This is a genomic window from Sphingomonas sp. Leaf339, assembly GCF_001426195.1.
GTDB lineage: Bacteria > Pseudomonadota > Alphaproteobacteria > Sphingomonadales > Sphingomonadaceae > Sphingomonas.
The window spans coordinates 1-22674 of the sequence record NZ_LMRS01000002.1 but is presented as its reverse complement, the minus strand read 5'-3'; the positions used below and the strand labels follow the sequence as shown (position 1 = coordinate 22674).

At 64.9% G+C, this 22674-nt stretch carries 19 protein-coding genes and 1 tRNA gene; 7 read left to right on the top strand and 13 right to left on the bottom strand.

The window, feature by feature from the left end:
* Positions 1–29: 29 nt before the first annotated feature.
* Positions 30–1472 carry a flagellar filament capping protein FliD gene (fliD, locus tag ASG67_RS05335; RefSeq protein ID WP_056526638.1) on the top strand — a complete coding sequence of 481 codons (1443 nt, stop codon included), beginning with the start codon at positions 30–32 and terminating at the stop codon, positions 1470–1472.
* On the top strand, positions 1472–1873 hold the full coding sequence (locus ASG67_RS05330) for a flagellar protein FliS (protein ID WP_056526635.1): 402 nt from the start codon (positions 1472–1474) through the stop codon (positions 1871–1873). The genes fliD and ASG67_RS05330 overlap by 1 nt, the downstream gene beginning before the upstream one ends.
* A gap of 13 nt (positions 1874–1886) precedes the next feature.
* Here ASG67_RS05330 and ribA read toward each other — a convergent pair whose 3' ends face one another.
* The 5 genes from ribA to ASG67_RS05305 form a co-directional block, all read right to left on the bottom strand.
* On the bottom strand, positions 1887–2909 hold the full coding sequence (ribA, locus tag ASG67_RS05325) for a GTP cyclohydrolase II (RefSeq protein WP_056526836.1): 1023 nt from the start codon (positions 2907–2909) through the stop codon (positions 1887–1889).
* 35 nt (positions 2910–2944) lie between these two features.
* On the bottom strand, positions 2945–3727 hold the full coding sequence (locus ASG67_RS05320; RefSeq protein WP_056526633.1) for an exodeoxyribonuclease III: 783 nt from the start codon (positions 3725–3727) through the stop codon (positions 2945–2947).
* 262 nt (positions 3728–3989) lie between these two features.
* Complete coding sequence (locus tag ASG67_RS05315; RefSeq protein ID WP_056526631.1) at positions 3990–4598, bottom strand: LolA family protein; 609 nt, start codon at positions 4596–4598, stop codon at positions 3990–3992.
* Positions 4599–4678: 80 nt separating this feature from the next.
* Positions 4679–6145 (bottom strand): carbohydrate porin, encoded by a 1467-nt coding sequence (locus ASG67_RS05310; protein WP_056526833.1) that lies wholly within the window; start codon positions 6143–6145, stop codon positions 4679–4681.
* 47 nt (positions 6146–6192) lie between these two features.
* The gene (locus ASG67_RS05305) at positions 6193–8523 is read right to left on the bottom strand and encodes a DNA translocase FtsK (protein WP_056526627.1); all 2331 of its coding nucleotides are present in this window, start codon (positions 8521–8523) and stop codon (positions 6193–6195) included.
* A 156-nt stretch (positions 8524–8679) separates the two neighbouring features.
* Here ASG67_RS05305 and ASG67_RS05300 point away from each other — a divergent pair, with 156 nt between their 5' ends.
* Entirely contained in the window at positions 8680–9894 is a 1215-nt protein-coding gene (locus ASG67_RS05300) for a UbiH/UbiF/VisC/COQ6 family ubiquinone biosynthesis hydroxylase (protein ID WP_056526623.1), read from the top strand.
* A 67-nt stretch (positions 9895–9961) separates the two neighbouring features.
* Positions 9962–10312 carry a PilZ domain-containing protein gene (locus ASG67_RS05295; RefSeq protein WP_056526620.1) on the top strand — a complete coding sequence of 117 codons (351 nt, stop codon included), beginning with the start codon at positions 9962–9964 and terminating at the stop codon, positions 10310–10312.
* 12 nt (positions 10313–10324) lie between these two features.
* Here ASG67_RS05295 and ASG67_RS05290 read toward each other — a convergent pair whose 3' ends face one another.
* The 8 genes from ASG67_RS05290 to ASG67_RS05255 form a co-directional block, all read right to left on the bottom strand.
* The gene (locus ASG67_RS05290) at positions 10325–10681 is read right to left on the bottom strand and encodes a hypothetical protein (RefSeq protein WP_156460664.1); all 357 of its coding nucleotides are present in this window, start codon (positions 10679–10681) and stop codon (positions 10325–10327) included.
* Complete coding sequence (locus ASG67_RS05285) at positions 10681–12429, bottom strand: hypothetical protein (protein ID WP_156460663.1); 1749 nt, start codon at positions 12427–12429, stop codon at positions 10681–10683. The genes ASG67_RS05290 and ASG67_RS05285 overlap by 1 nt, the downstream gene beginning before the upstream one ends.
* 107 nt (positions 12430–12536) lie before the next feature.
* Entirely contained in the window at positions 12537–12722 is a 186-nt protein-coding gene (locus ASG67_RS05280) for a Trm112 family protein (RefSeq protein ID WP_056526612.1), read from the bottom strand.
* Positions 12723–12733: 11 nt separating this feature from the next.
* Positions 12734–13372 (bottom strand): LON peptidase substrate-binding domain-containing protein, encoded by a 639-nt coding sequence (locus ASG67_RS05275; protein ID WP_056526610.1) that lies wholly within the window; start codon positions 13370–13372, stop codon positions 12734–12736.
* Positions 13369–14262, bottom strand: a complete 894-nt coding sequence (locus ASG67_RS05270; RefSeq protein ID WP_056526609.1) for a tetratricopeptide repeat protein — start codon at positions 14260–14262, stop codon at positions 13369–13371. The genes ASG67_RS05275 and ASG67_RS05270 overlap by 4 nt, the downstream gene beginning before the upstream one ends.
* A gap of 81 nt (positions 14263–14343) precedes the next feature.
* Entirely contained in the window at positions 14344–17730 is a 3387-nt protein-coding gene (locus ASG67_RS05265) for an error-prone DNA polymerase (protein ID WP_200940731.1), read from the bottom strand.
* Positions 17681–19177: a Y-family DNA polymerase gene (locus ASG67_RS05260; protein WP_056526830.1), complete on the bottom strand. Its 1497-nt coding sequence runs from the start codon at positions 19175–19177 to the stop codon at positions 17681–17683. Before ASG67_RS05260 ends, ASG67_RS05265 begins: the two co-directional genes overlap by 50 nt.
* Positions 19137–19970: an ImuA family protein gene (locus ASG67_RS05255; protein WP_235535058.1), complete on the bottom strand. Its 834-nt coding sequence runs from the start codon at positions 19968–19970 to the stop codon at positions 19137–19139. The genes ASG67_RS05260 and ASG67_RS05255 overlap by 41 nt, the downstream gene beginning before the upstream one ends.
* Positions 19971–20100: 130 nt before the next feature.
* Here ASG67_RS05255 and ASG67_RS05250 point away from each other — a divergent pair.
* The 3 genes from ASG67_RS05250 to ASG67_RS05240 all read left to right on the top strand — a co-directional run bounded on the left by ASG67_RS05250 (position 20101) and on the right by ASG67_RS05240 (position 22557).
* A tRNA-Gly gene (locus ASG67_RS05250) sits at positions 20101–20174 on the top strand.
* A complete protein-coding gene (locus ASG67_RS05245) occupies positions 20171–21775 on the top strand; it encodes a site-specific integrase (protein WP_321163527.1) in 1605 nt (534 codons plus the stop codon). Before ASG67_RS05250 ends, ASG67_RS05245 begins: the two co-directional genes overlap by 4 nt.
* Positions 21776–21852: 77 nt before the next feature.
* Positions 21853–22557 carry a hypothetical protein gene (locus ASG67_RS05240; protein ID WP_156460662.1) on the top strand — a complete coding sequence of 235 codons (705 nt, stop codon included), beginning with the start codon at positions 21853–21855 and terminating at the stop codon, positions 22555–22557.
* The last annotated feature ends 117 nt before the right edge of the window (positions 22558–22674 follow it).

Below are 22674 nucleotides of genomic sequence, written 5' to 3'. Positions count from 1 at the left end.
CGTTTCAGGGGATAGTATAAGGACCGGTGATGGCGACCACGACGGCAGTGAGCAGTACGACATCGATCACCACGGCGCTGGGTGCCGGGTCGGGCGTCGATACCAAGGCGCTGGTCGCATCGCTGGTCGAGGCGCAATATGCCGCCAAGAACAGCCAGTTCACTGCCAAGTCGGATACGCTCACCGCCCAGATTTCCGGCATCGCCAAGCTGAAAAGCGGCATCAGCGGCTTCGACGCCGCGCTCAAGTCGCTGGTGAAGGGCGGTACGCTGGCGACGCAGCCGACCAGTTCCAATGCCGGCGTCGTGGCCGTGTCGTCGCTGGCGGGCGGCAAGGTGGCGGGGCTGTCCGCGCAACTGACCGTCCAGCAACTGGCGGGCGCACAGGCGGCGACGACCAAGGTACCGGTATCGGCGACGGCCGGGTTCCGGGCGGGTACGCTATCCGTCAACATCGGCAGCTATACGACCGATGCCGGCGGCACCACTACGCTGTCGCCGAACAAGTCGGTCGCGATCGACGTTGCCGACGGCGCGACGCTGGCGCAGATCGCGGCGCAGATCACCGCGCAGACCGGTCTGAAGACCGCGCTGGTCAAGGATGGCGACGGCCAGCGGCTGACGATCAAGGGCGCGACGGGCGCCACCCAGGCGTTCGAGATCGCGGGCAGCGACACCGGCGGCAGCGGCCTCAGCCTGTCGTCGCTGTCGGTCGACGCGAATGCCACCGGTACGACGGTGGGCACCGCTGCGCAGGACGCGGTGATGCTGCTGGACGGGGCGCGGTTCACGCGGTCGAGCAACACGGTCAGCGATCTGGTGTCGGGCGTGAAGCTGGACCTGATGGCCGCATCGACAACGCCGGTGACGCTGGGCACGAGCGCGCCGAGCGCGTCGCTGTCGCAGGCGGCGTCGGATTTCGTGGCGACGTTCAACGAGTTGCTGGGTGTCATCAACGAAGAGACGAACATCACCAGTGGGGTGCTGAAGTCGGACAGCGCGGCGTCCGGCATGGCGCGGACGATGGGGCGGTTGACGACGACGGTGCTGGCGACATCGACCACGGGCGGGCCGCAGACGCTGGCGGATATCGGCGTATCAACCAATCGCGACGGCACGCTATCGCTGAACACCGCCCGGCTGACCGCGGCGATCGCGAAGGACCCGGCCAGCGTCGAGGCGCTGTTCGCGGACGGGGCCGGAGCCAGCAACGGTGGCATATCGGCGGCGTTGTCGGCGGTGGCGACGACGCTGACCAGCAAGACGTCCGGCCTCGATGCGCTGACCACCCGTTACACCAAGCAACAGACCGATCTGTCGACCGCCAAGAGCAAGATCAGCGATGCAGCAACCGCGATGTCGACGCGACTAACGCAGCAATATGCGACGATGGATGCCCGCGTCGCTGCCTATAAATCGACCCAGACCTTCCTCACGCAGCAGATCGCGGCGTGGAACAAGAGCGACTCCTGATGGCCTATGCATCTACCCTGCTGCGCGACCCATGGTCGACCTATCGCGAAATCGATGCTGCCGGCCGGACGGCGCAGGCGGCAAGCGGGCCGCAACTGGTGCAGTTGCTCTACAGCGAACTGGTCGCCGCCCTGCGCGCCGCGGCCCATGCGGCCGAACAGCGCAATTTCCGGGTGAAGAGCGAGCGGGTGACACGGGCGACCGCCATCCTGTTCGCGCTGGAATCGGGGTTGGATCACGAGCGCGGCGGTGAGGTGTCGAAGACGCTGGCGCGGCTGTATGCCGGCGCGCGGCGGACGGTGATCGATTCGTCGGTCGGCGACAGCGCGGCGCCCTTCCGGGAAACGGCCGATACGCTGGCCGAGATCGCCGCGGTCTGGGCCACCGCAATGGCAGCCTAAGCTTAGGAGCGTGTCATAACTGGTGGCCCGTGCGGTCGCGTTTGGTGGCCAGGTAGCGTTCGTTGTGGGGGTTGGCGGGCAGGCTGTGTGGCACGCGTTCGACGACCGTCACGCCGGCCGCTTCCAGCGCTGCGACCTTGGCGAGGTTGTTGGTGAGCAACCGGACCCGGTCCTGCCCCAGTAATTGCAGCATCCGCGCGGCGACGCCGAAATCGCGGGCGTCGACCGCGAAGCCCAGCCGGGTGTTTGCGTCGACGGTGTCGAACCCCTGATCCTGTAGCTGGTACGCGCGTAGTTTATTGACGAGGCCGATGCCGCGCCCCTCTTGTCGCAGATAGAGCAGGATACCCCAGCCGCTGTCGGCGATCGCGTGGATCGCGGCGTGCAATTGCGGGCCGCAATCGCATTTCAGGCTGCCGAGCACATCGCCGGTCAGGCATTCGCTGTGCAGGCGCACGAGCGGCGGCGCGCCGTCCGGCTGGCCGATGACCAGCGCGACATGCTCGTCGCCGCTGTCGGGTGAGCGAAAAGCGACGATCTCCGCATCCTCGGCACCGGCGACGGGCAAGCGCGCGCGGGTAGCGAGCATCAGCGCACTGGCGCTCTGATGCCGGTCGATCGCATCAGGCGTGATCGTCACTTCCGGTTCGATACCGTGGATGAAATAGGCGGGCAGCAGGCCGGCGATGCGCGCCAGGCGAACCGCCGCGAGTGCTGCGAGAGGCTGGACCACGGCGATGCTGCGAAACGGACCTTTCAGCGGGGTCGCGAGGTCGAGTTGCGGATCGGCCAGCGCCGTCGCGGTCGGGAAGTCGAGCCACGGCGTCGGTTCGATCACGACGGGCAGATCGGGGTCGGCGGCGGCCAGCTGGTTAGTCAGCTTCAACGTCGCCGCGCGGCCGCTGGAGATCAGCACGGGGCATTTCCCCGCCGGGGCGAATGTGCCGAGCCGAACCGCGTCGGCGGTCTCCACCGCCAGGAGCACCAGCCGGTCCTCGCCCAGCGCGTCGATCGCAATCGGCCAGCCCCGGCGCATCGCGTCGATCGCTCGCGCGACATCGCGCGCGGCCTTCACCAGTCGAACTCGGTCATGATCGGGATATGGTCGGACGGTTTCAACCAACTGCGGCATGGCTCGAACACCTCGTGCCGGGTTGCCTGTGCGGCCACGTCGGCGGTTGCCCACATATGATCGAGCCGACGACCGCGATCGGACATCGCCCAGTCCTTGGCACGGTAGCTCCACCAGGTGAACAGGCGGGCGGGGGCGGGATGGAAGTGGCGGCCGAGATCGACCCAATCGTTCGACGCCTGCAAGCCGTTCAGCGCGGTGACCTCGATCGGGGTGTGGCTGACGACGTCGAGCAATTGCTTGTGGCTCCACACATCGCTTTCTAGCGGCGCGATGTTGAAATCGCCGGTCAGAATGGTGGGACCAGCCAGCGTTTCGGACCAGCGCGTCATCCGATCGATGAAATCCAGTTTCTGGCCGAACTTCGGATTCACCTCGCGATCGGGGACGTCGCCGCCGGCGGGGACATAGACGTTCTCCAGCCGAACACCGTTGGGCAGGCGGACGCCGACATGGCGCGCCTCTTGATTGGCCTGCCAGTCGAAGCGGTCGTCCTCGATCAACGGCACGCGCGAGACGATGGCAACGCCGTGGTGCATCCGTTGGCCGTGGACGATGATCCGGTCATACCCAAGCGCCTTGAACGCGGCGCGAGGAAAATCCTGATCGACGACCTTGGTTTCCTGAAGGCACAGCACATCGGGCCGCACCTCACGCAGGAATTTTTCCACGATCTCGATGCGGAAGCGCACCGAATTGATGTTCCAGGATACGATCTTCACGGCTTTGCCCGTAGCGGGCGGCGGCGGCCGTCACAAGAACCGGCCCAACGAGAAAGGCCCTCACTCCGGGGGCATGGAGCAAGGGCCAACTCAGCGTTCGTCACGCAGGCAGGACATGGTGCTCATCCGAGCAACAGGGGGGAAATCCCGGACGCCCCATATCCGCGAGACCGGTCCTAGAAGACCAAACCTTGCGGTCAGATGAATGGTCAGGAACAAACCCCCATTTTCACGAGCGAACGCGACGAAGCGAACCGTTGCGTCAGTTGCGCGCCGTGCTGCGACGCGGATCGTTCCATTTGAAGGCGTTCGCCGCGACCGGGACGCCGAACCGCTGATTCGACAGGCGGATCGTGGTGCGGTTGTTCTGGCTGTCGAGCGCCACCCATCCTTGCAGCATCAGCCCGGCGGGCGCAGCGGGATTGCGCACGAAGACCAGTGTGATCGTGCCATATTCCGGATGCTGGGGATCGCGCGCCGCAACCGAGACGATCCGGTCGTCGGCACCGCCGGGCACCAGTTTCGCGAAGCGCGTGATATCGCGCTTGGGGTCGAGCAGGACGCCGAGCGGCGAATTGCGGATCGGCCAGCGCTGCACCTGCCGCACCGAGTAATCGATGAACGTCAGCGCGCCACCCTCCGCCACGATCAGCAGAGGGACGCCCTTTTCGTACTGGAAGCGGATATTGCCCGGCTGCTTCCATGTCAGCGTGCCGGTGAGCACCTTGCCGGTGCGGTCGGTCTGCGAGAAAGCGGCAGTCATCGTCGTCACGCCCTGCAAGTGCCGCTGCACGGCGGCGAGATCACCCTGTTGCGCAGTCGCGGGGGCGGCGACGATCACGAGGGCGGCGAGGGGAACGTAACGAAACATGCGGAACTCCTGTGCGGCGGACGATATCGCGCGCCCGCATTGAATGCGCCCTGAACCCCGACGATGGGATATCGGGTGCGTTACAGCGTGACCGCCGCCTTTAGGCCGACGACACCGACGTCATTCGCGGTCCTGATGCCACCGGGCTGGTGGATCCACTGGATATTGGGACGTAGCTCCAGTCCCTCCAGCGGCTGGATCGAATAATAGACTTCGGCCGCATATTCAGCCGAGTCCTGCACGGCCGGCCGCACGGGGTCCAGCCGCTGGCCCCGCGCCACGCGGCCGTTCACGTTGGTCCGGGCCAGACCGATACCCAGCACTTCGCCCCGCAAGCGTGGGGCCAGTCCGCGATAGAAGAGGCCGATCGAGATCTGGTTGTCGGTGATGCTGGTCCGCCGATCCGTCTGCGTCACATTGGCGAATACGCTGAGACCGGTCTGTGCCTTGCCGTCGCGCGCGCGGCCGGTCAGCTGTTGTTCGACGTTGATATAGACACCGTAGCGCGATCCGCGTTGCAGCGGCGACAGGCCGGTGATCGCGATCGGCCGCCGGTTCACGTCGAGCAGCACATCGTCGCCGTTGGCGGTGCCGATCCAGCCGCCGGCCTTGTACGACCCGATCCGGCCACCCGCACCCGCCCGTACCCATCCGGCTTCCACGGGCACCAGTACGCCGGTGCCGCCATCGACATGCGCGACGAAGAGATTGTCGGTCAGGTTGCGGGGATTGATCTGATACACCGCGCCGGCGATGTAGCGTTCGTCGTCGAGCTTCAGGCGCAACCGGGCGCCGAGCTGGCTGACCGGCCAGTTGTACCAATAGTCGCCGGCCAGATTGCCCGGCTGCGCCCCGCAGAAGCTGAGGTTCATGAACTGGCACGAAAAGGCGGCGAAATCCTCGCCCGGATTGGTGAGGCCCAGCTTTATCTCAAGCCGATCAGTCAGCACCTGTTCGTACCATAATTGCGTGACGCGCACCGTCTGGCCGCGGCCATAGACCTCCTGCACCTGTTGCAGGACGCCGAGACCCGCCTCGTCGGTCAGGTTCTTGCCACGCCGCCACGTGATCGTGCCCTGAAACGCGCCACCCTTCAGCCCGATCACCTTGTCGAGATCGAGCAGCATGCCGGCGTCGAGCTGCCCCGTCTCGCGGAACAGCTTCCGATCGCCGCCTGCGAAATTATAGGCGCTTTCGGACGCATACCGGGCGGTCAGGCCGATACCGCGACGGGCGAGGCGGGTGCGGATATCGAGCCAATCGCCGATCAAGCCCGGTGGCGGTGGGCGACGCGTATCGGCGGTGAGGGCGGAGGGCGTGTCCTCGGGAGCGGGAGCGGCCTCGCCGGCACCAGTTCGCGGCTGCGATTGCGTGTCCGCTTGCGAGCCGACGGGTGATGCCTGTCCCGATGCCGGCGGTGTATCTTGAGAAGAAGCGGGTGCAGCCGCGAGCGCGACGCCCGCAAGGCTCGATAGTAGCGAAATGATAGACAGTCCATCCCCGCACGGTAGATATCCCGACACGCGATCGGGTTCCGGGATGGGCATGAAAATCTGCGCCGCCCCACACAACGGGCGGGGCGGAGAATTTCGGATCAGATCGCGTGGCCGTCGGTATCGCGCAACACCTCGCGCCGGCCAACATGGTCGGGGCGGCCGACGATGCCGTCCTTCTCCATCTTTTCGATCAGGCGGGCCGCCGAGTTATAGCCGATACGCAACTGGCGCTGCAGCCAGCTGGTCGATGCCTTCTGGCTTTCGCAGACCAGCTGGATCGCCGCGCGATATTGCTGGTCCTCGGCCGAGTCCTCGCCGGTCGGTGCGCCTTCCAGCGCGAAGCTCTCCGCCGGTTCCTCGGTGACGGAGGAGATGTAGTCGGGCTGACCCTGGCCGCGCCAGTGGTCGGCGACAGCGCGGACCTCGTCGTCGCTCATGAAGGGACCGTGGACGCGGACGATACCCTTGCCGCCGGGCATATAGAGCATGTCGCCCTTGCCCAGCAGCTGTTCGGCACCCTGTTCGCCCAGAATAGTGCGCGAATCGATCTTGCTGGTGACGTGGAAGCTGATCCGGGTCGGCAGATTGGCCTTGATGACGCCGGTGATAACGTCGACCGAGGGGCGCTGCGTCGCCATGATGAGGTGGATGCCGGCCGCGCGTGCCTTCTGCGCCAGCCGCTGGATCAGGAATTCCACCTCCTTGCCGGCGGTCATCATCAGATCGGCCAGCTCGTCGACGATCACCACGATCTGCGGCAAGGGATCGTATTCGAGCTTCTCCTCCTCGTAGATCGGCGCGCCGGTTTCCTGATTGTAGCCGGTCTGCACCTTGCGGCCGAGCGGCTGGCCCTTGGCGCGAGCGGCGCGGACCTTGTCGTTAAAGCCGGCGAGGTTGCGGACGCCGACCGATGACATCTGCCGATAACGATCCTCCATCGTCTCGACCGCCCATTTCAGCGCGCGCACCGCCTTGGCCGGATCGGTGACGACGGGCGACAACAGGTGCGGAATGTCATCGTACATGATGAGTTCGAGCATCTTGGGATCGATCATGATCATGCGGCACTGGTTGGGCGTCAGCCGGTACAGCAACGACAGAATCATGCAATTGAGGCCGACCGACTTGCCCGACCCAGTGGTGCCGGCGACTAGTAGATGCGGCATCGGCGCCAGATCGGTGATGACGGGATCGCCGGCGATGTTCTTGCCGAGAATGATCGGCAATTGCGCTGCCTGATCCTCGAAATGCTGCGAGGCGACCATTTCGTGGAACGACACCGATTCGCGCTTGGCGTTGGGCAGTTCGATGCCGATCACGTTGCGGCCGGGGATCACCGCGACGCGGGCGGAGATCGCGGACATGTTGCGGGCGATATCGTCGGCCAGCGCGATGACGCGGCTGGCCTTGATGCCGGGCGCGGGTTCCAGTTCGTACATCGTCACGACCGGGCCGGGTCGCACCTCGATGATCGATCCCTTCACGTGGAAATCGTCGAGCACATTTTCGAGCAGGCGGGCGTTGCGTTCCAACCCGGCCTTGTCGATCGCGCCGGCGGTCGAGGGCGGGGCGGGAACCAGCAAGTCGAGACCGGGCAGCACGTAATTGTCGCGCAGGTCCAGCTGTTGCTGGCGTTTCGCCGGGGCCGGGGCGGGCGCGACCTGACGCTCGGCGATCACCGGCGCGGGACGGGTGTCGGGCTCCGCCACGGCACGCGGCGTGACCGGCCGGCGCTTCAGGTCGAGCGGTTCCCGGTCAAGCGGGTCGACGGCGCTGTCTTCTTCGCTGTCGTCATCATCGATATACTGGCCATCTTCGTCGATCACTCGCGCGCGGCGCCGCACCCATGTGCGATCACCGAGATTGACGCCAAGGCTCCGTCCCCAGACGATCGCACCCGCGACGCCGGCTACGAGACCAATACCGCGCGCGCCCCACATCTCGGTGACGGGTTCACCGATGAACCCAAGCGCCCAGCGCGCCGCGCCGGCGACGGCGATGCCGATCACGCCGCCCCAGCCGGCAGGGAGCGCCAGTACGGCGGAGGTCGAGATGAACGCCAGCGCACTAGCCATCAGCGCCACGCCTAGCGCGGTGCCGGCCAGCATCCGCAGCCAGCGCCCCGGCGGCAGGTCGCGCCACAGGCGGGAGGCGACGATTGGGCCGACCGGCAGCAACAGCGCGACCGCCGGTCCGAACAGCGACAGCAACAGGTCCGCGATCCACGCGCCCGGCAGCCCAAGCAGGTTCGCCGCAGCCTGGCCCGAGGCGGTGTTGATCGCCGGATCGCCGGGATGATAGCTCGCGAGCGACAAGGCGAGCGCCAGCGTGACGACGAAGAGCGTCGCCGCGGCGATCAGCGCCCCGCTCCGTACCGCTCCTGCCTTCACCGTCTCGCGCCACAACGCCGGCTGCGCCTGGCTGGCCATCGCCCTCGTCCTTCGAAAATGTCCTGAATCCGTTGAGCGGAATCATCGGCTTTCGCGTTACTCCCGTCAAGTTGCCGGCACAATTCGGGAACAGGCCGTCCGAAAAACTCGCCGGAATGTTTGGCAGGTCGGTATGGCCGGGGTAGGACGCTTCGCATGGATACTGACGTCATCATCCTCGGCGGCGGACTGGTCGGGGCCACGCTGGCACTGGCGCTGGACGCGCATGGACTTTCATCGACGGTGATCGATCCCGCCGATCCGGCAGTGACGCTGGCGCCGGGCTTCGACGGCCGTGCCTCGGCGGTGGCGAGTGCTAGCGGGCGGATGCTGGCGGCGATCGGCCTCAGCGACCGGATCGCCGGACAAGGCTGCCCGATCGCGCAGATACGGGTCAGCGACGGGCTGGAGCCTGGGGCGCTCGATTTCGTGCCCGATGCCGATGACGGCGCGCTGGGCGTGATGTACGAGAACAAGCTGATCCGGCGGGCGCTGTTCGATGCGGCGACGGCGGCCCCGCATGTCGACCTGCGGATGAAGACGCGGGCGACGACGGTCGATCGCGGGCCGCACGGCGTGGTCGCTACGCTGGACGATGGATCGACGGTGCGCGCCGGATTGCTGGTCGTGGCGGAGGGGCGTAACTCGCCGACGCGCAAGGCGGCGGGCATCAACATCGCGCAATGGAAATACGACCATGCCGCGATCGTCGGTGCTTTTCATCACGAACGGCCGCACGACAATGTGGCGTTCGAAATCTTCTATCCGGCCGGACCGTTCGCGCTGTTGCCGCTCATTGATGACGAGATCGGGCATCGATCGGCGATAGTCTGGTCGGTCCATGCAGAACACGGACCGGGGCTGGCCAAATTATCCGATCGCGGTTTCCTCGCCGAGGCGGAGAAGCGGATGGGCGGGTTTCTGGGTGCGCTGTCCGCGCCCAGCCCCCGGGCGAGCTATCCACTCGGCTTCCACCATGCCGCGCGGGTCACGGCGGAGCGGCTGGTGATGGTTGGCGACGCAGCGCACGGCATCCATCCGATCGCTGGGCAAGGGCTGAACCTGGGTTTTCGCGACGTCGCGGCGCTGGCCGAAGTGTTGGTCGAGGGCAAGCGGCTGGGGTTGGACATGGGCGATGCGCAACTGTTGTCGCGGTACGAGCGGTGGCGTGGGCTCGATACGCTGGCGGTATCGGTCGCCACCGATACCCTGACGCGGCTGTTCGGTATCCCGGGCCGCACCGCTAGTGCGGTGCGGCGAGTCGGAATCTCGGCGGTCAACGCAATCCCGCCGCTGAAAGCGCGATTCATGGCCGAGGCGCGGGGCGAAAGTGGAAATCTGCCCAAATTGCTACAAGGAATGATTGTATGATTGGATCAAACGCCACGGCGGCAAGGCGGTTAATCGAACGATAGGCTTTTTACGGCACGGACAAACTATGACCGACGATCCCCTGCACGGGCGCGACAAGCGCAGCAGCGTCATCATCCGCGCGGCGGTGCTGTTGGAAGACGGAATTATCGTCGAGCGGCGGGTGCGTAACCTGTCGTTGCACGGCGCCTGCGTGGATAATCAGAATGATATCCGCAAGGGCCAGACGGTCTATGTGTCGATGGGGACGCTGGATCAGTTGGCGGCGGAAGTGATGTGGACGACACCGCAACTGGCGGGCCTGCGGTTCCACTTGGCGATCGATCTGGAAGCGGCGCGCAAGCCGCGCGGTACCGGGACGACAGTCAAGTCCGGCTGGATGGTTGACGTCAACCACGCCTATCGCGTGCGTAACTGACGGGGCGTTGGATCAAGCGGCCGTCATCGTCCGCCGTGACCGAGCGATAGTCATCAACTGACCGAGAAACAGCAGCAGTCCCACAAGCGCGGCGTTGGCGGCGCCACGGATATGCGGTGGCGCATAATCGAATGAAACAGCCGCCCGCCCGGCGGGAAGTGCGATCGACTGGAATATCTCGTCGGTCTTCGACACCGGTACGGCGATGCCATTCACCGTGGCGGTCCAGCCCGGCATCATCAGTTCCAGACGTGTGAGTCGAGCGGGGCGATCGCAGATCGTCATCGCCTCCGTGCGCGCCGTCTTGTCGATCACGCATCCGGGCGCGGACCAGTATGGGCGGGTGCCGGGCAACCGATAGATGGTCATCAGCGCGTCAGTGTAGGCCGCTCGAAAGCCCGGGACCGGCATGTCGACAGGCGCGACAACAAAGCGCACGCCGATGGCGGAATATGCTGATCGATGTGTGGCGAAGGTGGCGATACTGGATGGAGCAGGAATAGGATCGGATCCATCCCAGGATCGAGTCGACGCTGGACGAAGTTGGTCCATGCGGCGGGGATAGGCAGATCGTTATGATTGACCTGCGCGATACCGTAATAGCTGCCGTAATTAGGCGCGATCGGTCCGAAGCTAACGAATCGCTGCTGACCGAGGTGCGTCTGCATGAAAGCGATACCGCCGTCCACTACCTCGATCCGGCGCGGATGGGCGAGAACGGGCAGCAGGAAAAGAAACATTGCTTCCGCCGCTGCAAGCGTCGCGGCGACGCGGGCGCGGGCAAGATGGTCTGTGGGGGCAATCAACACGAACCGGATGAAGGCGGCTAGCAGCGACAACTGGACGAAGCAGGCTAGCCAAGCGAACGGATCATGGGGAAGATGTCCGATCACCGGTTTTGCCAATACCCATAGCGTCACCACGATGGCGACGGCGCCACCGGTAGAAATGGTCAGTGCCTTGATCCGGGACTGGCTCAGATCGTCAAGGCCGAAAGCGGCGAGGATGCTGAGGCCCATCAGCCATGACGCAGGCAGGTAACGATAAATTGCCGCTTCTTTAAAGCCGGGAACGATCTTGATGACGGCGAAGAGCCAAGCAGCACCAAAAGTGAGCGCCAGTGCGACGATGATCCAGCCCGCAATCATGCAACGCAAAGCCCGTTGCTCGCGACCGACCAGCCCCGCCCCGGCGAGCACCAGCAGCAACAGGCCGGAATAACCACCCACCGATCCCCAGAAATCCGGCTGGGTTACAAAAATGCCGCCCATGAAATAGGGCACCGCGATCATGACCAGATAGGATGGCGCAAGATGAGCGTAATGGCCGGCGCTGTTGTCGTGCAGACCGACCTGCGCATGCGGCAGATAACCGAGGAACGCGACCAGGATCGGCGCGGCGATCAGCAGGCCGGCGGCGGTGGGCATGGCGATCCGCCACAGCAGGCCTATACGATCGCCACTGGCAGAATACAGGCGGACCAGCGCCCAGCATAGTACGAACAGCGCATTTAAATAGGCGGTCTCTGGAAAACCCGCATAGAGAGACGCGGCAAGACCAGCGGCGATCATCGTTACGCCCGCTCGCTGACCGATGCCGTCGGACCGGCGTAGGCGCTCGATTCCCCACAGCATCAAAGGCAGGAACGGGATCGGATTGACGACTGCATTGGCGAGCCATGCGAACACGCCATTGAATTCGAACATGACCGCTGCGGCGAGTGCTGCCGAACGACCGATCCGCATCTCACGCAACAGGCCATAGGTAGCTAAGCCTGCGATGATCTGAAGTGTCAGATGAAAAATCAACTGCCCATTCGGCAGGGCCAGCAGTAGCGTGAGCGGAAAAAGCGCGGCGGCCTGCATTTCGGCCGCCAATGGCGTGCCTACGCCTTCATACGGATTCCACCAAGGCAGACGCCCGACGAGCACTTGTTGTACGGCATAGGAGCCGAGGGCATGGCTGGTATAGGCGATGTTGGGATCGATAGTGGCACCTCCCGGCCACCAGCCATGATCGCCGGCCACGGTAAGTCCGGTGTATCGCTTCGCCGGGTCGACAACGAGCAGGCCGGTCAGCAGCGGTAGCTTGATGAGCATCGGCAGCAGAACAAGCATCAGCGGATTCCGCCAGACGCGCAACCGGTTGATTATCGGAACAAGGAAAAGCAGTCGAACCATGCCGCCTTGTGCGACAGCTAGTTCTCGATTTGGTTAACGCTGACTTAGGGAGCGCGCTGATCGGGTTCGATGCGCCGCGCTTCCTCAATCAACATCACGGGTATGCCGTCGCGAATGGGATAGGCGAGGCCGGCGGCATCGGAGATCAGTTCGCCGGCGCCTTCGTCATGGCGAAGGGGTGTGCGGGTAGCGGGGCAGACCAGTCGATCTAGAAGCCAAGCATCGATCATTTGTTCATCACTTACTGGAGCGTCACGCGGTTTTCGCCGTCATGGCGGCCGAAGAACTGCATCAACTGGATCGTCAGCTCGGCGCGGATTTCGATGTCGGGCGCCTCTAGGAGCGCCTGTTTGGCGGCGACGTCGAACGGGGCGATCTGGGCGATGCCGTTGACGAGGCTTTCGTCGTCGAGCCGGCCGACCGCATCCCAATCGACCGCGTAACCCTGCATATCGGCGAAGCGGCGCGATTCCATTTCCAGCGACGAACGGCGGCCGAGCGACAGCGTGTCGCTGCCGGCGCCGGCTACCAGTTCGGCCTCGACCTGCCGGAACGAGGTGGTGACGTCGAGTTCGCGGATGACGCGGAACAACGACAGCCCTTCGAGGATCAGATTGTAGCGGCCGTCTTCAAGTGCCTCAACCTCCGCAATCTTGCCGACACAACCCATGTCATACAGCGCTGGCCGATCGGGATCGCCCGTCTCGGGGTTGTCGTGCGGCTGGATGCGAGGCTGGATCATGCCGATCCGCCGGTCGCGCGCCATCGAGTCTCCGACCAGCGCTTGATAGCGCGGCTCGAATATGTGCAGGGGCAGGTGCATGCCGGGGAACAGCAACGCGCCAGGCAGCGGGAAGATCGAGAGGCGGGTGGTCGTCATCCGAACAGGATCGCGGACAGTCGCCGCCGCTGAGTTGATACCCATGGATCCATCAGGCCGACGACCTCGAATAGTTTCAGCAACTGGGTGCGGGCGGCATCTTCGTTCCAGCTGCGATCCTGGGCGATGATGTGGAGGAGGTTGTCGGCAGCGGCGTCACGATCGCCGGCCGCCATCTGGGCGTTGGCGAGTTCGAACCGTTTGTCGTGGTCGTGCGGCTGGGCGGTAACTTCGGCGGCCAGCGCCGAATAATCGTCCACCGGCGGGGCGGAGCGAGCGAGTTCCAGTGCGGCGCGGGCACGATCGATGCCGGCATCCTTCAAGTCTGCGGGCAGGGCGGCGATCGCGGCATCCGCCTCGTCATGCATGCCTGCGGCGACCAGCGCGCGGATGCGGCCGGACAGGACGGCGGGATGATCGGGTGCCATCTCGGTCAACTGGTCGAAGACCCCCAGCGCGCGGGGGGCATCGCCCTCGGCCAGGATTTCCTCACCCATCGCGATCAACGGTTCCAGTTCGGCTTCCTGATCGGCGGCGGCGGACTGGATCGGCAATTGCTTCAACAACTGATCGATCATTGTGCGCAACGCACTTTCGGTACGTGCGGGCGTCAGGTCGGCGACCAACTGGCCCTGGAACATCGCATAGACGGTGGGGATGGACTTGATCTGGAATTGGCTGGCGATGAACTGGTTCTGGTCGGTATCGACCTTAGCCAGCACGACACCCTTATCGGCATAGGCGGCGGCGACCTTTTCCAGCACCGGCGTCAGCGCCTTGCACGGCCCGCACCATTCGGCCCAGAAATCGATGATGACGAGACTGGTCATCGACGGTTCGACGACGTCGCGACGGAACGTGGTCACCGCTTCCTTCTCGGCAGGCGACATTCCCAAGGTGGCCAAGTGATGCTCCCGTTATACTTGCGAAACGCTATGTGGGGCGGCGCGTCTGTCAATGCCAGCGCCGTCTTAATGGAAGTCCCGCGATTTCGGCAGGACGCGGACATCGCGCGGATGGCCGGGGCGTTGAGGTTCGGCATGGCGGGGATCGCGGCTGCGGCTGTAATGCGGTTTCAGGATGCCATCGACGGGCAGCGGTTGCGGATCGGTGGCGTAATCGCTCGATAGGCGGGCCAGTTCGTGGCTGCGATCGTCGACCCGCGTCGTCATCAGGTGGGTGACGCCTTCCTCGCTGCGCTGGATCGTACCGTGCAACACCATCAGGCGCGATGCCATGACGGCGCGCCGGTTCGCCTCGAAATCGCGCGCCCACATCAGCGCGTTGGTGATCCCCGTCTCGTCCTCGATCGTCACAAAGATCGCGTTGCCCTTGCCGGGGCGCTGGCGGACGAGGACGATGCCGGCGACGCTGGCGCGGCGGCCGTCCTTCGTGGCGGCGGCCTCGGCGCTGGACAGCACACCCTCGGATCGAAACAGCGGGCGCAGGAAGGTCATCGGGTGATCCTTCAGCGACAGGCGCGTGGTCTGATAATCCGCGGCGACCTGTTCCGACAACGGCATCATTGGCAGCGCGGCATCGGGTTCAACACCCAGTTCAGGCGCATCGGCGGCGGCGAACAGCGGGAGTTGTGCGGGCGGCGTGCGGCGCACTTCCCAGCCGGCGGTGCGGCGGTCCCGCCCCAGCGAGCGGCAGGCGTCGGCATCGGCGAGCAACGCCAGCGCACGGGGCGGGAGCGTGGCACGGCGGGCGAGGTCTTCGATGGAGATGTAGGGGGCGTTGGCAGCTATCTTGTCGGCCCAGTCGCCGCGAAAACCCTCGACCTGACGGAAGCCGAGGCGGAGGTCTAGATTCTCCCCGGATTGAAGGCTGTTATCCCATCCGCTGTGATTCACATCGACGGGCAGCACGGTGACACCATGTTCTTCCGCATCACGCACCAACTGGGCCGGTGCGTAAAACCCCATCGGTTGTGAATTGAGGATGGCGCAGCCGAAGACCGCCGGGTGAAAACATTTCAGCCAGGAAGAAACATACACCAGCCGCGCAAACGACAGCGCATGACTTTCGGGGAAACCGTAAGAGCCGAACCCCTCGATCTGTTTGTAACAGCGTTCGGCAAAGTCGCGCGGATAACCTCGGCGAACCATGCCCCCCACAAGTCTTGCCTGAAAATCTTCCATGCCGCCGACGTTGCGGAACGTCGCCATGGCACGGCGTAACTGATTGGCTTCCTCCGGCGAGAAACCGGCCGCGACGATCGCCAGTTTCATCGCCTGTTCCTGAAACAGCGGTACGCCATAGGTAAAGCGGAGCAGCTGTTGCAGTTCGTCGGGCGGGCCATGGTTTGGATCAGGGGCGGGAAAGACCACCTTTTCCTTGCCGGCGCGGCGGCGCAGATATGGATGGACCATATCACCCTCGATCGGCCCCGGGCGAACGATTGCGACTTGAACCACAAGATCGTAAAGTCGGCGCGGCTTCAGACGCGGCAGCATGTTGATCTGAGCGCGGCTTTCGACCTGAAACACGCCGATGCTGTCGCCTTTGCACAGCATGTCGTACACGCGGTCGTCCTCATCGACCGCGACATTGTCGAGCGCCGGGCGGCCGAGGCTGTTCGCCTCCATCAGGTCGAACGCCTTGCGGATGCAGGTCAGCATACCGAGGGCAAGGATATCGACCTTCATCAGGCCGAGAACGTCGATATCGTCCTTGTCCCATTCGATGAAGGTGCGATCGACCATCGCGCCGTTGTGGATCGGCACCATCTCGTCCAGCCGCCCCTGGGTAAGTACGAAGCCGCCGACATGCTGCGACAGATGGCGGGGAAACTTCAGCAGCCGGTTCACCAGACCATGCAGCCGGGCCATTTCCGGGTTGGCTAGCGCATAGCCGGTCTCGTGGAACCTCTCCTCGCCGAACCTATCGGAGAAGCTTCCCCATACGGTGCTGGTGAGCCGCTGCGTCACATCCTCGCTCAGGCCAAGCGCGCGACCGATCTCGCGCACGGTGCTGCGCGGACGATAATGGATCACGGTGGCGGCGATGGCGGCGCGGTCACGGCCATAACGGCGATAAATATACTGCATCACCTCCTCGCGCCGTTCATGTTCGAAATCGACGTCGATGTCGGGCGGCTCGTCGCGTTCGTTCGACACGAAGCGCGAGAAGAGCAGGTCATACTTCATCGGATCGACCGAAGTGATGCCGAGCAGATAGCAGACGACCGAATTGGCCGCCGAGCCACGCCCCTGGCAAAGGATCGGCGGATCGCAATCGCGGGCAAAACGGACCACATCGTGGACCGTCAGGAAGTAATAGGCGTACGCCTTGGCCTCGATCAGACGGAACTCATCGTTGAGGAGGCGCATCACCTTTTCGGGCACATGCTCGCCGTAGCGATCCAGTGCTGCTTGCCAGACCAAATGTTCCAGCCAGTCCTGCGGTTTCCAGCCCGCCGGCACCGGTTCATGCGGATATTCGTATTTCAACTGATCGAGCGAGAAACCGATGCGGGCGAGCAGGCGGGCGCTTTCCACCACCGCCGCCGGCTGGTCGCGGAACAGGCGCTGCATCTCCGCCTCGTCCTTCAGGTGGCGTTCGCCATTGGCGGCAAGGCGGCGGCCGGCGCGCTGGATCGTCAGCCCCTCGCGGATGCACGTAACGATATCGTGCAGGTCGCGGTCGTCCGGATAGGCATAGAGCGCGTCGCAGGTCGCGAGCAGCGGCACGTCCGCCGACGCTGCCATGCGCGCCAGTCGTGCCAGTCGCCGCCGGTCGCGACCACCACGCGGCATCGTCACGCCGAGCCAGACTGCCGTGGGGTCGAGCCGCTTCAGGGCGGCGAGCGTCGAGGCGAGGCCGGGATCGGCGCGGGGCGGGGGCAGGTCGACACCCGAAACCGGGGCGGCACCACGATCGGTCGATTCGGGCAGCACGATCAACAACAGGTCCTGGTGGAGGGCGATCAGATCGCCGAGGCCAAGGATGCAGCCGCCCTTCAGCGAACGGCGGTTGCCCACGGTCAGCAGGCGCGTCAGCCGGCCCCAGCCCGTTCTGGTCGAGGGATAGGCGACGATGTCCGGCGTGCCATCCGCGAACACCAGCCGCGCGCCGACCGCCAGCTTGAAATCGACCGCCGGCAAACCCGCGCCCAGCAAACCCACATTCGCACGTTGCAGGGCGGCGTAGGCGCGCACCACGCCCGACACGGTGTTGCGATCGGCGATGCCGATGCCGGCATGGCCAAGCTCGACCGCGCGGCCGACCATGTCGTCCGGCTGGCTGGCGCCATCGAGGAACGAAAAGGCGGTGGCCGCGACGAGTTCGGTAAAGCCGGTCACGTCATGCGAACAGCCCGTGGACGTACCAGCGCGGGCTTTCGCTTTCGACATAAAGACCGTGGCGGAAGATCCAGAAGCGCCGGCCGCGCTGATCCTCGACGCGGAAATAATCGCGGGTCGGGATCGCGGCGTCGTGCCGGCGCCACCATTCGCCCGCGATCCGCTCCGGTCCCTCGGCGCGGGCGACGTCGTGAACAGTGCGACGCCAGCGGAACCGGGCAGGGGGACCGTCCGGCGTTTCGGCGGCGATCGTATCGATCGGCTGCGGCGGATCGAAGAGGTAGATCGGGCGGAGCGGCGGCTCCCCCGGCTCGGTCGCGGGCCATTCGCCGGCGGCAGGCGGTGCGGCGGCGGGCAGCATCAGTTCGGCCTGTTCGGGAATATGGCTGTCGCGGCTGGCGAAGCGGCGTACCCGGCCCCGGCCAAGCCGGGTGGAGAGGCGGTCGACCAGCGCGGCGACCTCACCCGCCTGCGTGCCGTCGCCGCTCTCGCCGCCCTCCAGCCGCAACTGGCTGGTGTCGAGCCGTTCGGCCAACACCACCGCCAGCCGGATCAGGTCGTACCCGAAACCGGGGTCGAGCGGATCGGCGAGACCGTCGATCCGCTCCGCGAACAGCCGCATCAGCACGGCGGGATCGCGGGTCGGGCGACCGGTCTCGATCCGCAATTGCTGGATCTGGCCATCGGCGCGGAACAGCTTCGCCTCCCAGCGGCGGCCGCCCTCGCCACGTTTTTCGAGCAGGGCCGCGGCGTCGGCGACCAGATCGGCGATCACCTGCAACGCGAAATCGGTGCGGCCGACGGGTTCGGCGAAGCGGCGTTCGACCACCACCGGCACCGCGACCTTGCGCGCGACGACGGGCGCGCGGGCATCGCCCGACAGGCGGCGGACCGCCATCGCCGCCTCTTCCCCGAACCGCGCGGCGATGGTGGCGAGCGGACGGGCCATCACGTCGCCCACCGTCTTCAACCCCGCCCGCGTCAGGGCGATGCCGTCATCGGCATCCAGCCCCAATGCCGCCACCGGCAGGCGGCGCACAGCGCGTTGTTCGTCAGGGGCGGGCGCGCCGGCGAAGCGGGCGAGCGCATGCGCGACCTCTGGCGTATCGCCGAACGCATGGCGGGCCAGCACGCCGCGGCGTGCCAGCCGCCCCTCGACATCCACGGCCAGCGGCCGCTCCCCCTCGAACGCATGCGTACAGCCGGCGATGTCGAGCAACAGCGCATCGGGCGGATACAGCACCACCGTCGGCGTATAGCGTGCACAGCCGTCCGCCAGCCGTTCCAGCCAGTCGAGATCGGCATGGGGATCGCCGTCGAACACCTCCAGTTCGGGCACCTGCGCGCGGGCGTCGGCCAGCGTCAGGCCGGGTTTCAGCCCAGCCTGCAACGCCGATCGGTCGAGCGCGGCGAGCCGCACCGCGTTACCCACCGTCTCGACGAAGGCGAGTGGGCTTTCACCCCGACCGACGAACAGATGCGGGCGCGTCGCGCGCAGCCGCTCCACCGGCAACCAGGGGAAGACCAGAGCCAGCCAGCGCCGTTTGGGCGGCTGGCTGGATCGGGCAGGGATCGAAGGATCGGTTTTCACGGTTCCACTCCACACGGCAACGCGCCCCGGCGGGGCCGCCGCGTCTACGCAAGGATTCGACGTCGAAGGCGGGCAGACCTGGCGCCTCCGCCTCCAGCGGCACGGACGGCATCGCCGCCACGCCCCAGCGGGTGGCGGCCGCGCTGGGCACCGGGGCGGCATCGATACGCACGCTCAGCACCGTCACTCCCGATGCTTCGGCCGCCAGCATCAGTCGACGGGTCGCGGTGAGGTCCAGCCCCGGCGCGCGGCCGCGACTTTCGACCAGCAGCATGCCGAGGCCGCTGCACCGCGCGGCATCCGCCGCGACGCGCAGCAACGCCGCCTCGTCCGCCGCCACCACCAGCACGATCGAATCGGGTGGTAGGCCGAGTTCGGCGAGACCGCCGGCATGCAACCGCCCCGCCTGCCGCTCGTCCTTCTCGGTCCGAACCCACAGGACGGGCAGCGCCCCGGCGGCCAGCGCCAGTGCCACCGCGAAGCCGATCGCAGCGGTGCCGTCCGCCGCCTCCGCCGCGTAGATTTCATGTAGCTGGGCAGGGGCGAGCCCCGTCGTCAGCCAGGCATCGGCAGCGCGATCATCCGTCTGCGTCGTCCCGGTGCCGGCTACCTCCCAACGCAACCGGGCGATCAGCATCCGGGACCCATCAAGAGCCGGCACCGGCGGTCCGGCAGGGGAAAGGGCAGGCGACTCGCTCACTATCGTTCTTGTAATGTTCTCATTCCGGATTAGCCAATCCTGAATTTTCCTTCGTTTGCCGCTTGCAGCCCTGAAAACCCGCTGCTAATGGCCCGCCTCACCCAGCCGGTTCCGACCGGCTACGGCGCCAGAGCGGGCGTAGCTCAGGGGTAGAGCACAACCTTGCCAAGGTTGGGGTCGAGGGTTCGAATCCCTTCCCGTTGGAAACGCGCATAAAACCGTCGCACAGACGGTCCAGCACCAAGATCGTCTCCACTGACCGTCTACACAATGATGCCGGTCGAGGTGTCTCAACTGTTAGTGAACGCTCAGGGAATCGTCGTCAGGGCGTCTACACAAGGCGTCTCCACAATCGACCGATTGGCCTCTGCTCGAAGCGTGGCATCTTCCACTACCGACGACGAGTGCCGACCGACCTCCTGACGATCTGGGAAGGCGGCGAGGTCTGGCGGTCGCTCGAAACGGACAGCTATTCGATGGCGCTCCGGCGAATCCACCGGGTGGCGGCAGAGGTCGAAGCTCTGTTCGAGAAGGCGCGCTGCTCGACCGGCAGCGTCATCGATATCGTGCTGCTTGCTACACCGGTCAGCGATTCATCGGTTTCGAACCCGTTAGCTCCGGCTGCTCCGCAGCCGCCAGCGCCGCTCTCGCCGTCGAGCACCCGCACCATCGGCGATGTCTACGATCGCTTCATCGCGGACCCGAAGCATCAATGGAGTAAGCGCACCCAGATCGCGCACGCCACGACCCGGAAATGGGTCATTGAGGTGTTTGGTGAGGAGACGCCGCTCAGTGGGATCACACGCGAGGGATGTCGCGACTTCGTGGCACTCCTGCGCGAGATGCCGAAAAGCGCACATCAGCGCTTTCCAGACATGTCGATCACTGAGGTGATCGATGCCGCCAAGGCGAAGGGCGAGCGCCGCGTAATCAGCACCGCGAACCTCAACGCCTACATCAATCGGTTCGGCGGTGTGATGAACTGGGCGATGAACGAGGGCTATCTCGATCGTAATCCGTTAAAGGGGCTGAAGCTCCCCGACCCGGTGAAGAAACGCGACAAGCGCAACCCCTTCTCAACTGACCAGCTACGCCGCATCTTCGACGCCCCTATCTACACCGGGTGCCGAGATGACGCGAACGGATACGCCATCCCCGGCGACCAGCGCCCTCGCCGCGCCCGATTCTGGGTGCCGCTGATCGCATTGTTCAGCGGCCTGCGGCTCAATGAGATTTGCCAGCTTGAGGTCTCCGACATTCGGGTGATCGACAGCATTCCGTGCTTCCGCGTGGCCTCCGGGCTCAGCCAGACTGGCGATGAGAAGCGCGTGAAGACAAACGCCAGCGAGCGCACCGTCCCGGTCCACGACGAACTGATCCGATGCGGTTTTTTGGCATTCGCTGAATCCCAGCGCCTATGCGGCGAGACCAATCTGTTTCCGGAGCTTCCGTTCGGGCATCTGGGCTACCGCTCTACCGCCATATCGAGATGGTTCACCCGCTTCCTCGAAAACGCCGGTGCTGCCGCGCCGCTGACCTGCTTCCACTCCTTCCGCCACAACTTCCGCGACGGTCTGCGTGAGGCGAAGATCGACCGCGATGTTGCGCTTCTACTCGGCGGCTGGACGACCGATGGCAAAGGCACGGCAGTCGCTGACAACTACGGAAACGGATTTAGCGTGCAGTCGCTTGCCGAAGCTCTAAACTTGGTTCGCTACAAGGATATCTCGTTCGATCATCTCGCTGTTTTGAATGCGGTGGCGCGGCACGGTGGAACCTTGAACTCCTTGCGCCTTTCTCCATGAGCATCCAATTTCAGCGGATGGTTCTTCCATCGAGATTTATTGGGGCCTTGGCGAAGCATCGCCGAGCGCAGACGCACATGGTGGCACTATCCGAAGCGATCCAAGCGTATGACGCCACCCACCCGTGGGAACCCGAGCAGTCGGCGGACCTCGACGAGGGGATGGTCCGAATCAGAATCAAGGAACTGCCGCCTGCGGACATCAGCTTGATACTGGGTGATGTCGTTCACAATCTCCGCGCTTCGCTCGACTATGCGACATGTTCTCTCGTGGAGTTTGGCAATGATGGGGCCGATCTTAGTCGAACTCAGTTTCCCTTCGGGACAAGAGAGACGCCCCTTTCGAAGAAGGAGCGAGAAAAAGCATCGCTCGGCAACATCTTCCCACATGCGCTCGCGATGATTGAAGAAGCACGCCGCTGTGGCGATCCTTGGCTCAATATCCTGCGACTACTTAGTAATCAGGATAAGCACAGGCTGCTTTTGACGACGGTGTTTCGTCAGTTCCCAATGAAGGTGGCAATCGATCACGATAATAATGTTGCCGACATTGTTCCAGACGATTCCGATATCAATATCTGGTTCCGCTCGATTTCGGATGGCGATGTGATCCCGATGCCCAGCATTCTACATTTTAAGCAGGGCATAGTTGTCGAAGAGGCTGAAGCGCCATACGCCATCACTGTTATAAATGAGATCAATCGAGTCGTGGGCTTAGCGCTGCGGCTGATGGCGACGGCTGTCGACATGCCCGATCCGAAGGAGGCTGCGGCAGGGGGTTGAGACACCTCGACCGGCATCATTGTGTAGACGGTCAGTGGAGACGATCTTGGTGCTGGACCGTCTGTGCGACGGTTTTATGCGCGTTTCCAACGGGTTGGAAACGGCTGGAGCGGGCGA

Bases quoted from the DNA above. Each gene is read 5' to 3' on its own strand.
- ASG67_RS05315 (WP_056526631.1), bottom strand. From the start codon at position 4,598: ATGTTTCGTTACGTTCCCCTCGCCGCCCTCGTGATCGTCGCCGCCCCC.
- ASG67_RS05265 (WP_200940731.1), bottom strand. From the start codon at position 17,730: ATGTCGAAAGCGAAAGCCCGCGCTGGTACGTCCACGGGCTGTTCGCAT.
- ASG67_RS05275 (WP_056526610.1), bottom strand. From the start codon at position 13,372: ATGACGACCACCCGCCTCTCGATCTTCCCGCTGCCTGGCGCGTTGCTG.
- ASG67_RS05285 (WP_156460663.1), bottom strand. From the start codon at position 12,429: ATGCTTGTTCTGCTGCCGATGCTCATCAAGCTACCGCTGCTGACCGGC.
- ASG67_RS05290 (WP_156460664.1), bottom strand. From the start codon at position 10,681: ATGACCATCTATCGGTTGCCCGGCACCCGCCCATACTGGTCCGCGCCC.
- ASG67_RS05330 (WP_056526635.1), top strand. From the start codon at position 1,472: ATGGCCTATGCATCTACCCTGCTGCGCGACCCATGGTCGACCTATCGC.
- ribA (WP_056526836.1), bottom strand. From the start codon at position 2,909: ATGCGCCGGGGCTGGCCGATTGCGATCGACGCGCTGGGCGAGGACCGG.
- ASG67_RS05295 (WP_056526620.1), top strand. From the start codon at position 9,962: ATGACCGACGATCCCCTGCACGGGCGCGACAAGCGCAGCAGCGTCATC.
- fliD (WP_056526638.1), top strand. From the start codon at position 30: ATGGCGACCACGACGGCAGTGAGCAGTACGACATCGATCACCACGGCG.
- ASG67_RS05280 (WP_056526612.1), bottom strand. From the start codon at position 12,722: ATGATCGATGCTTGGCTTCTAGATCGACTGGTCTGCCCCGCTACCCGC.
- ASG67_RS05240 (WP_156460662.1), top strand. From the start codon at position 21,853: ATGGTGGCACTATCCGAAGCGATCCAAGCGTATGACGCCACCCACCCG.
- ASG67_RS05310 (WP_056526833.1), bottom strand. From the start codon at position 6,145: ATGCCCATCCCGGAACCCGATCGCGTGTCGGGATATCTACCGTGCGGG.
- ASG67_RS05305 (WP_056526627.1), bottom strand. From the start codon at position 8,523: ATGGCCAGCCAGGCGCAGCCGGCGTTGTGGCGCGAGACGGTGAAGGCA.
- ASG67_RS05270 (WP_056526609.1), bottom strand. From the start codon at position 14,262: ATGTCGCCTGCCGAGAAGGAAGCGGTGACCACGTTCCGTCGCGACGTC.
- ASG67_RS05300 (WP_056526623.1), top strand. From the start codon at position 8,680: ATGGATACTGACGTCATCATCCTCGGCGGCGGACTGGTCGGGGCCACG.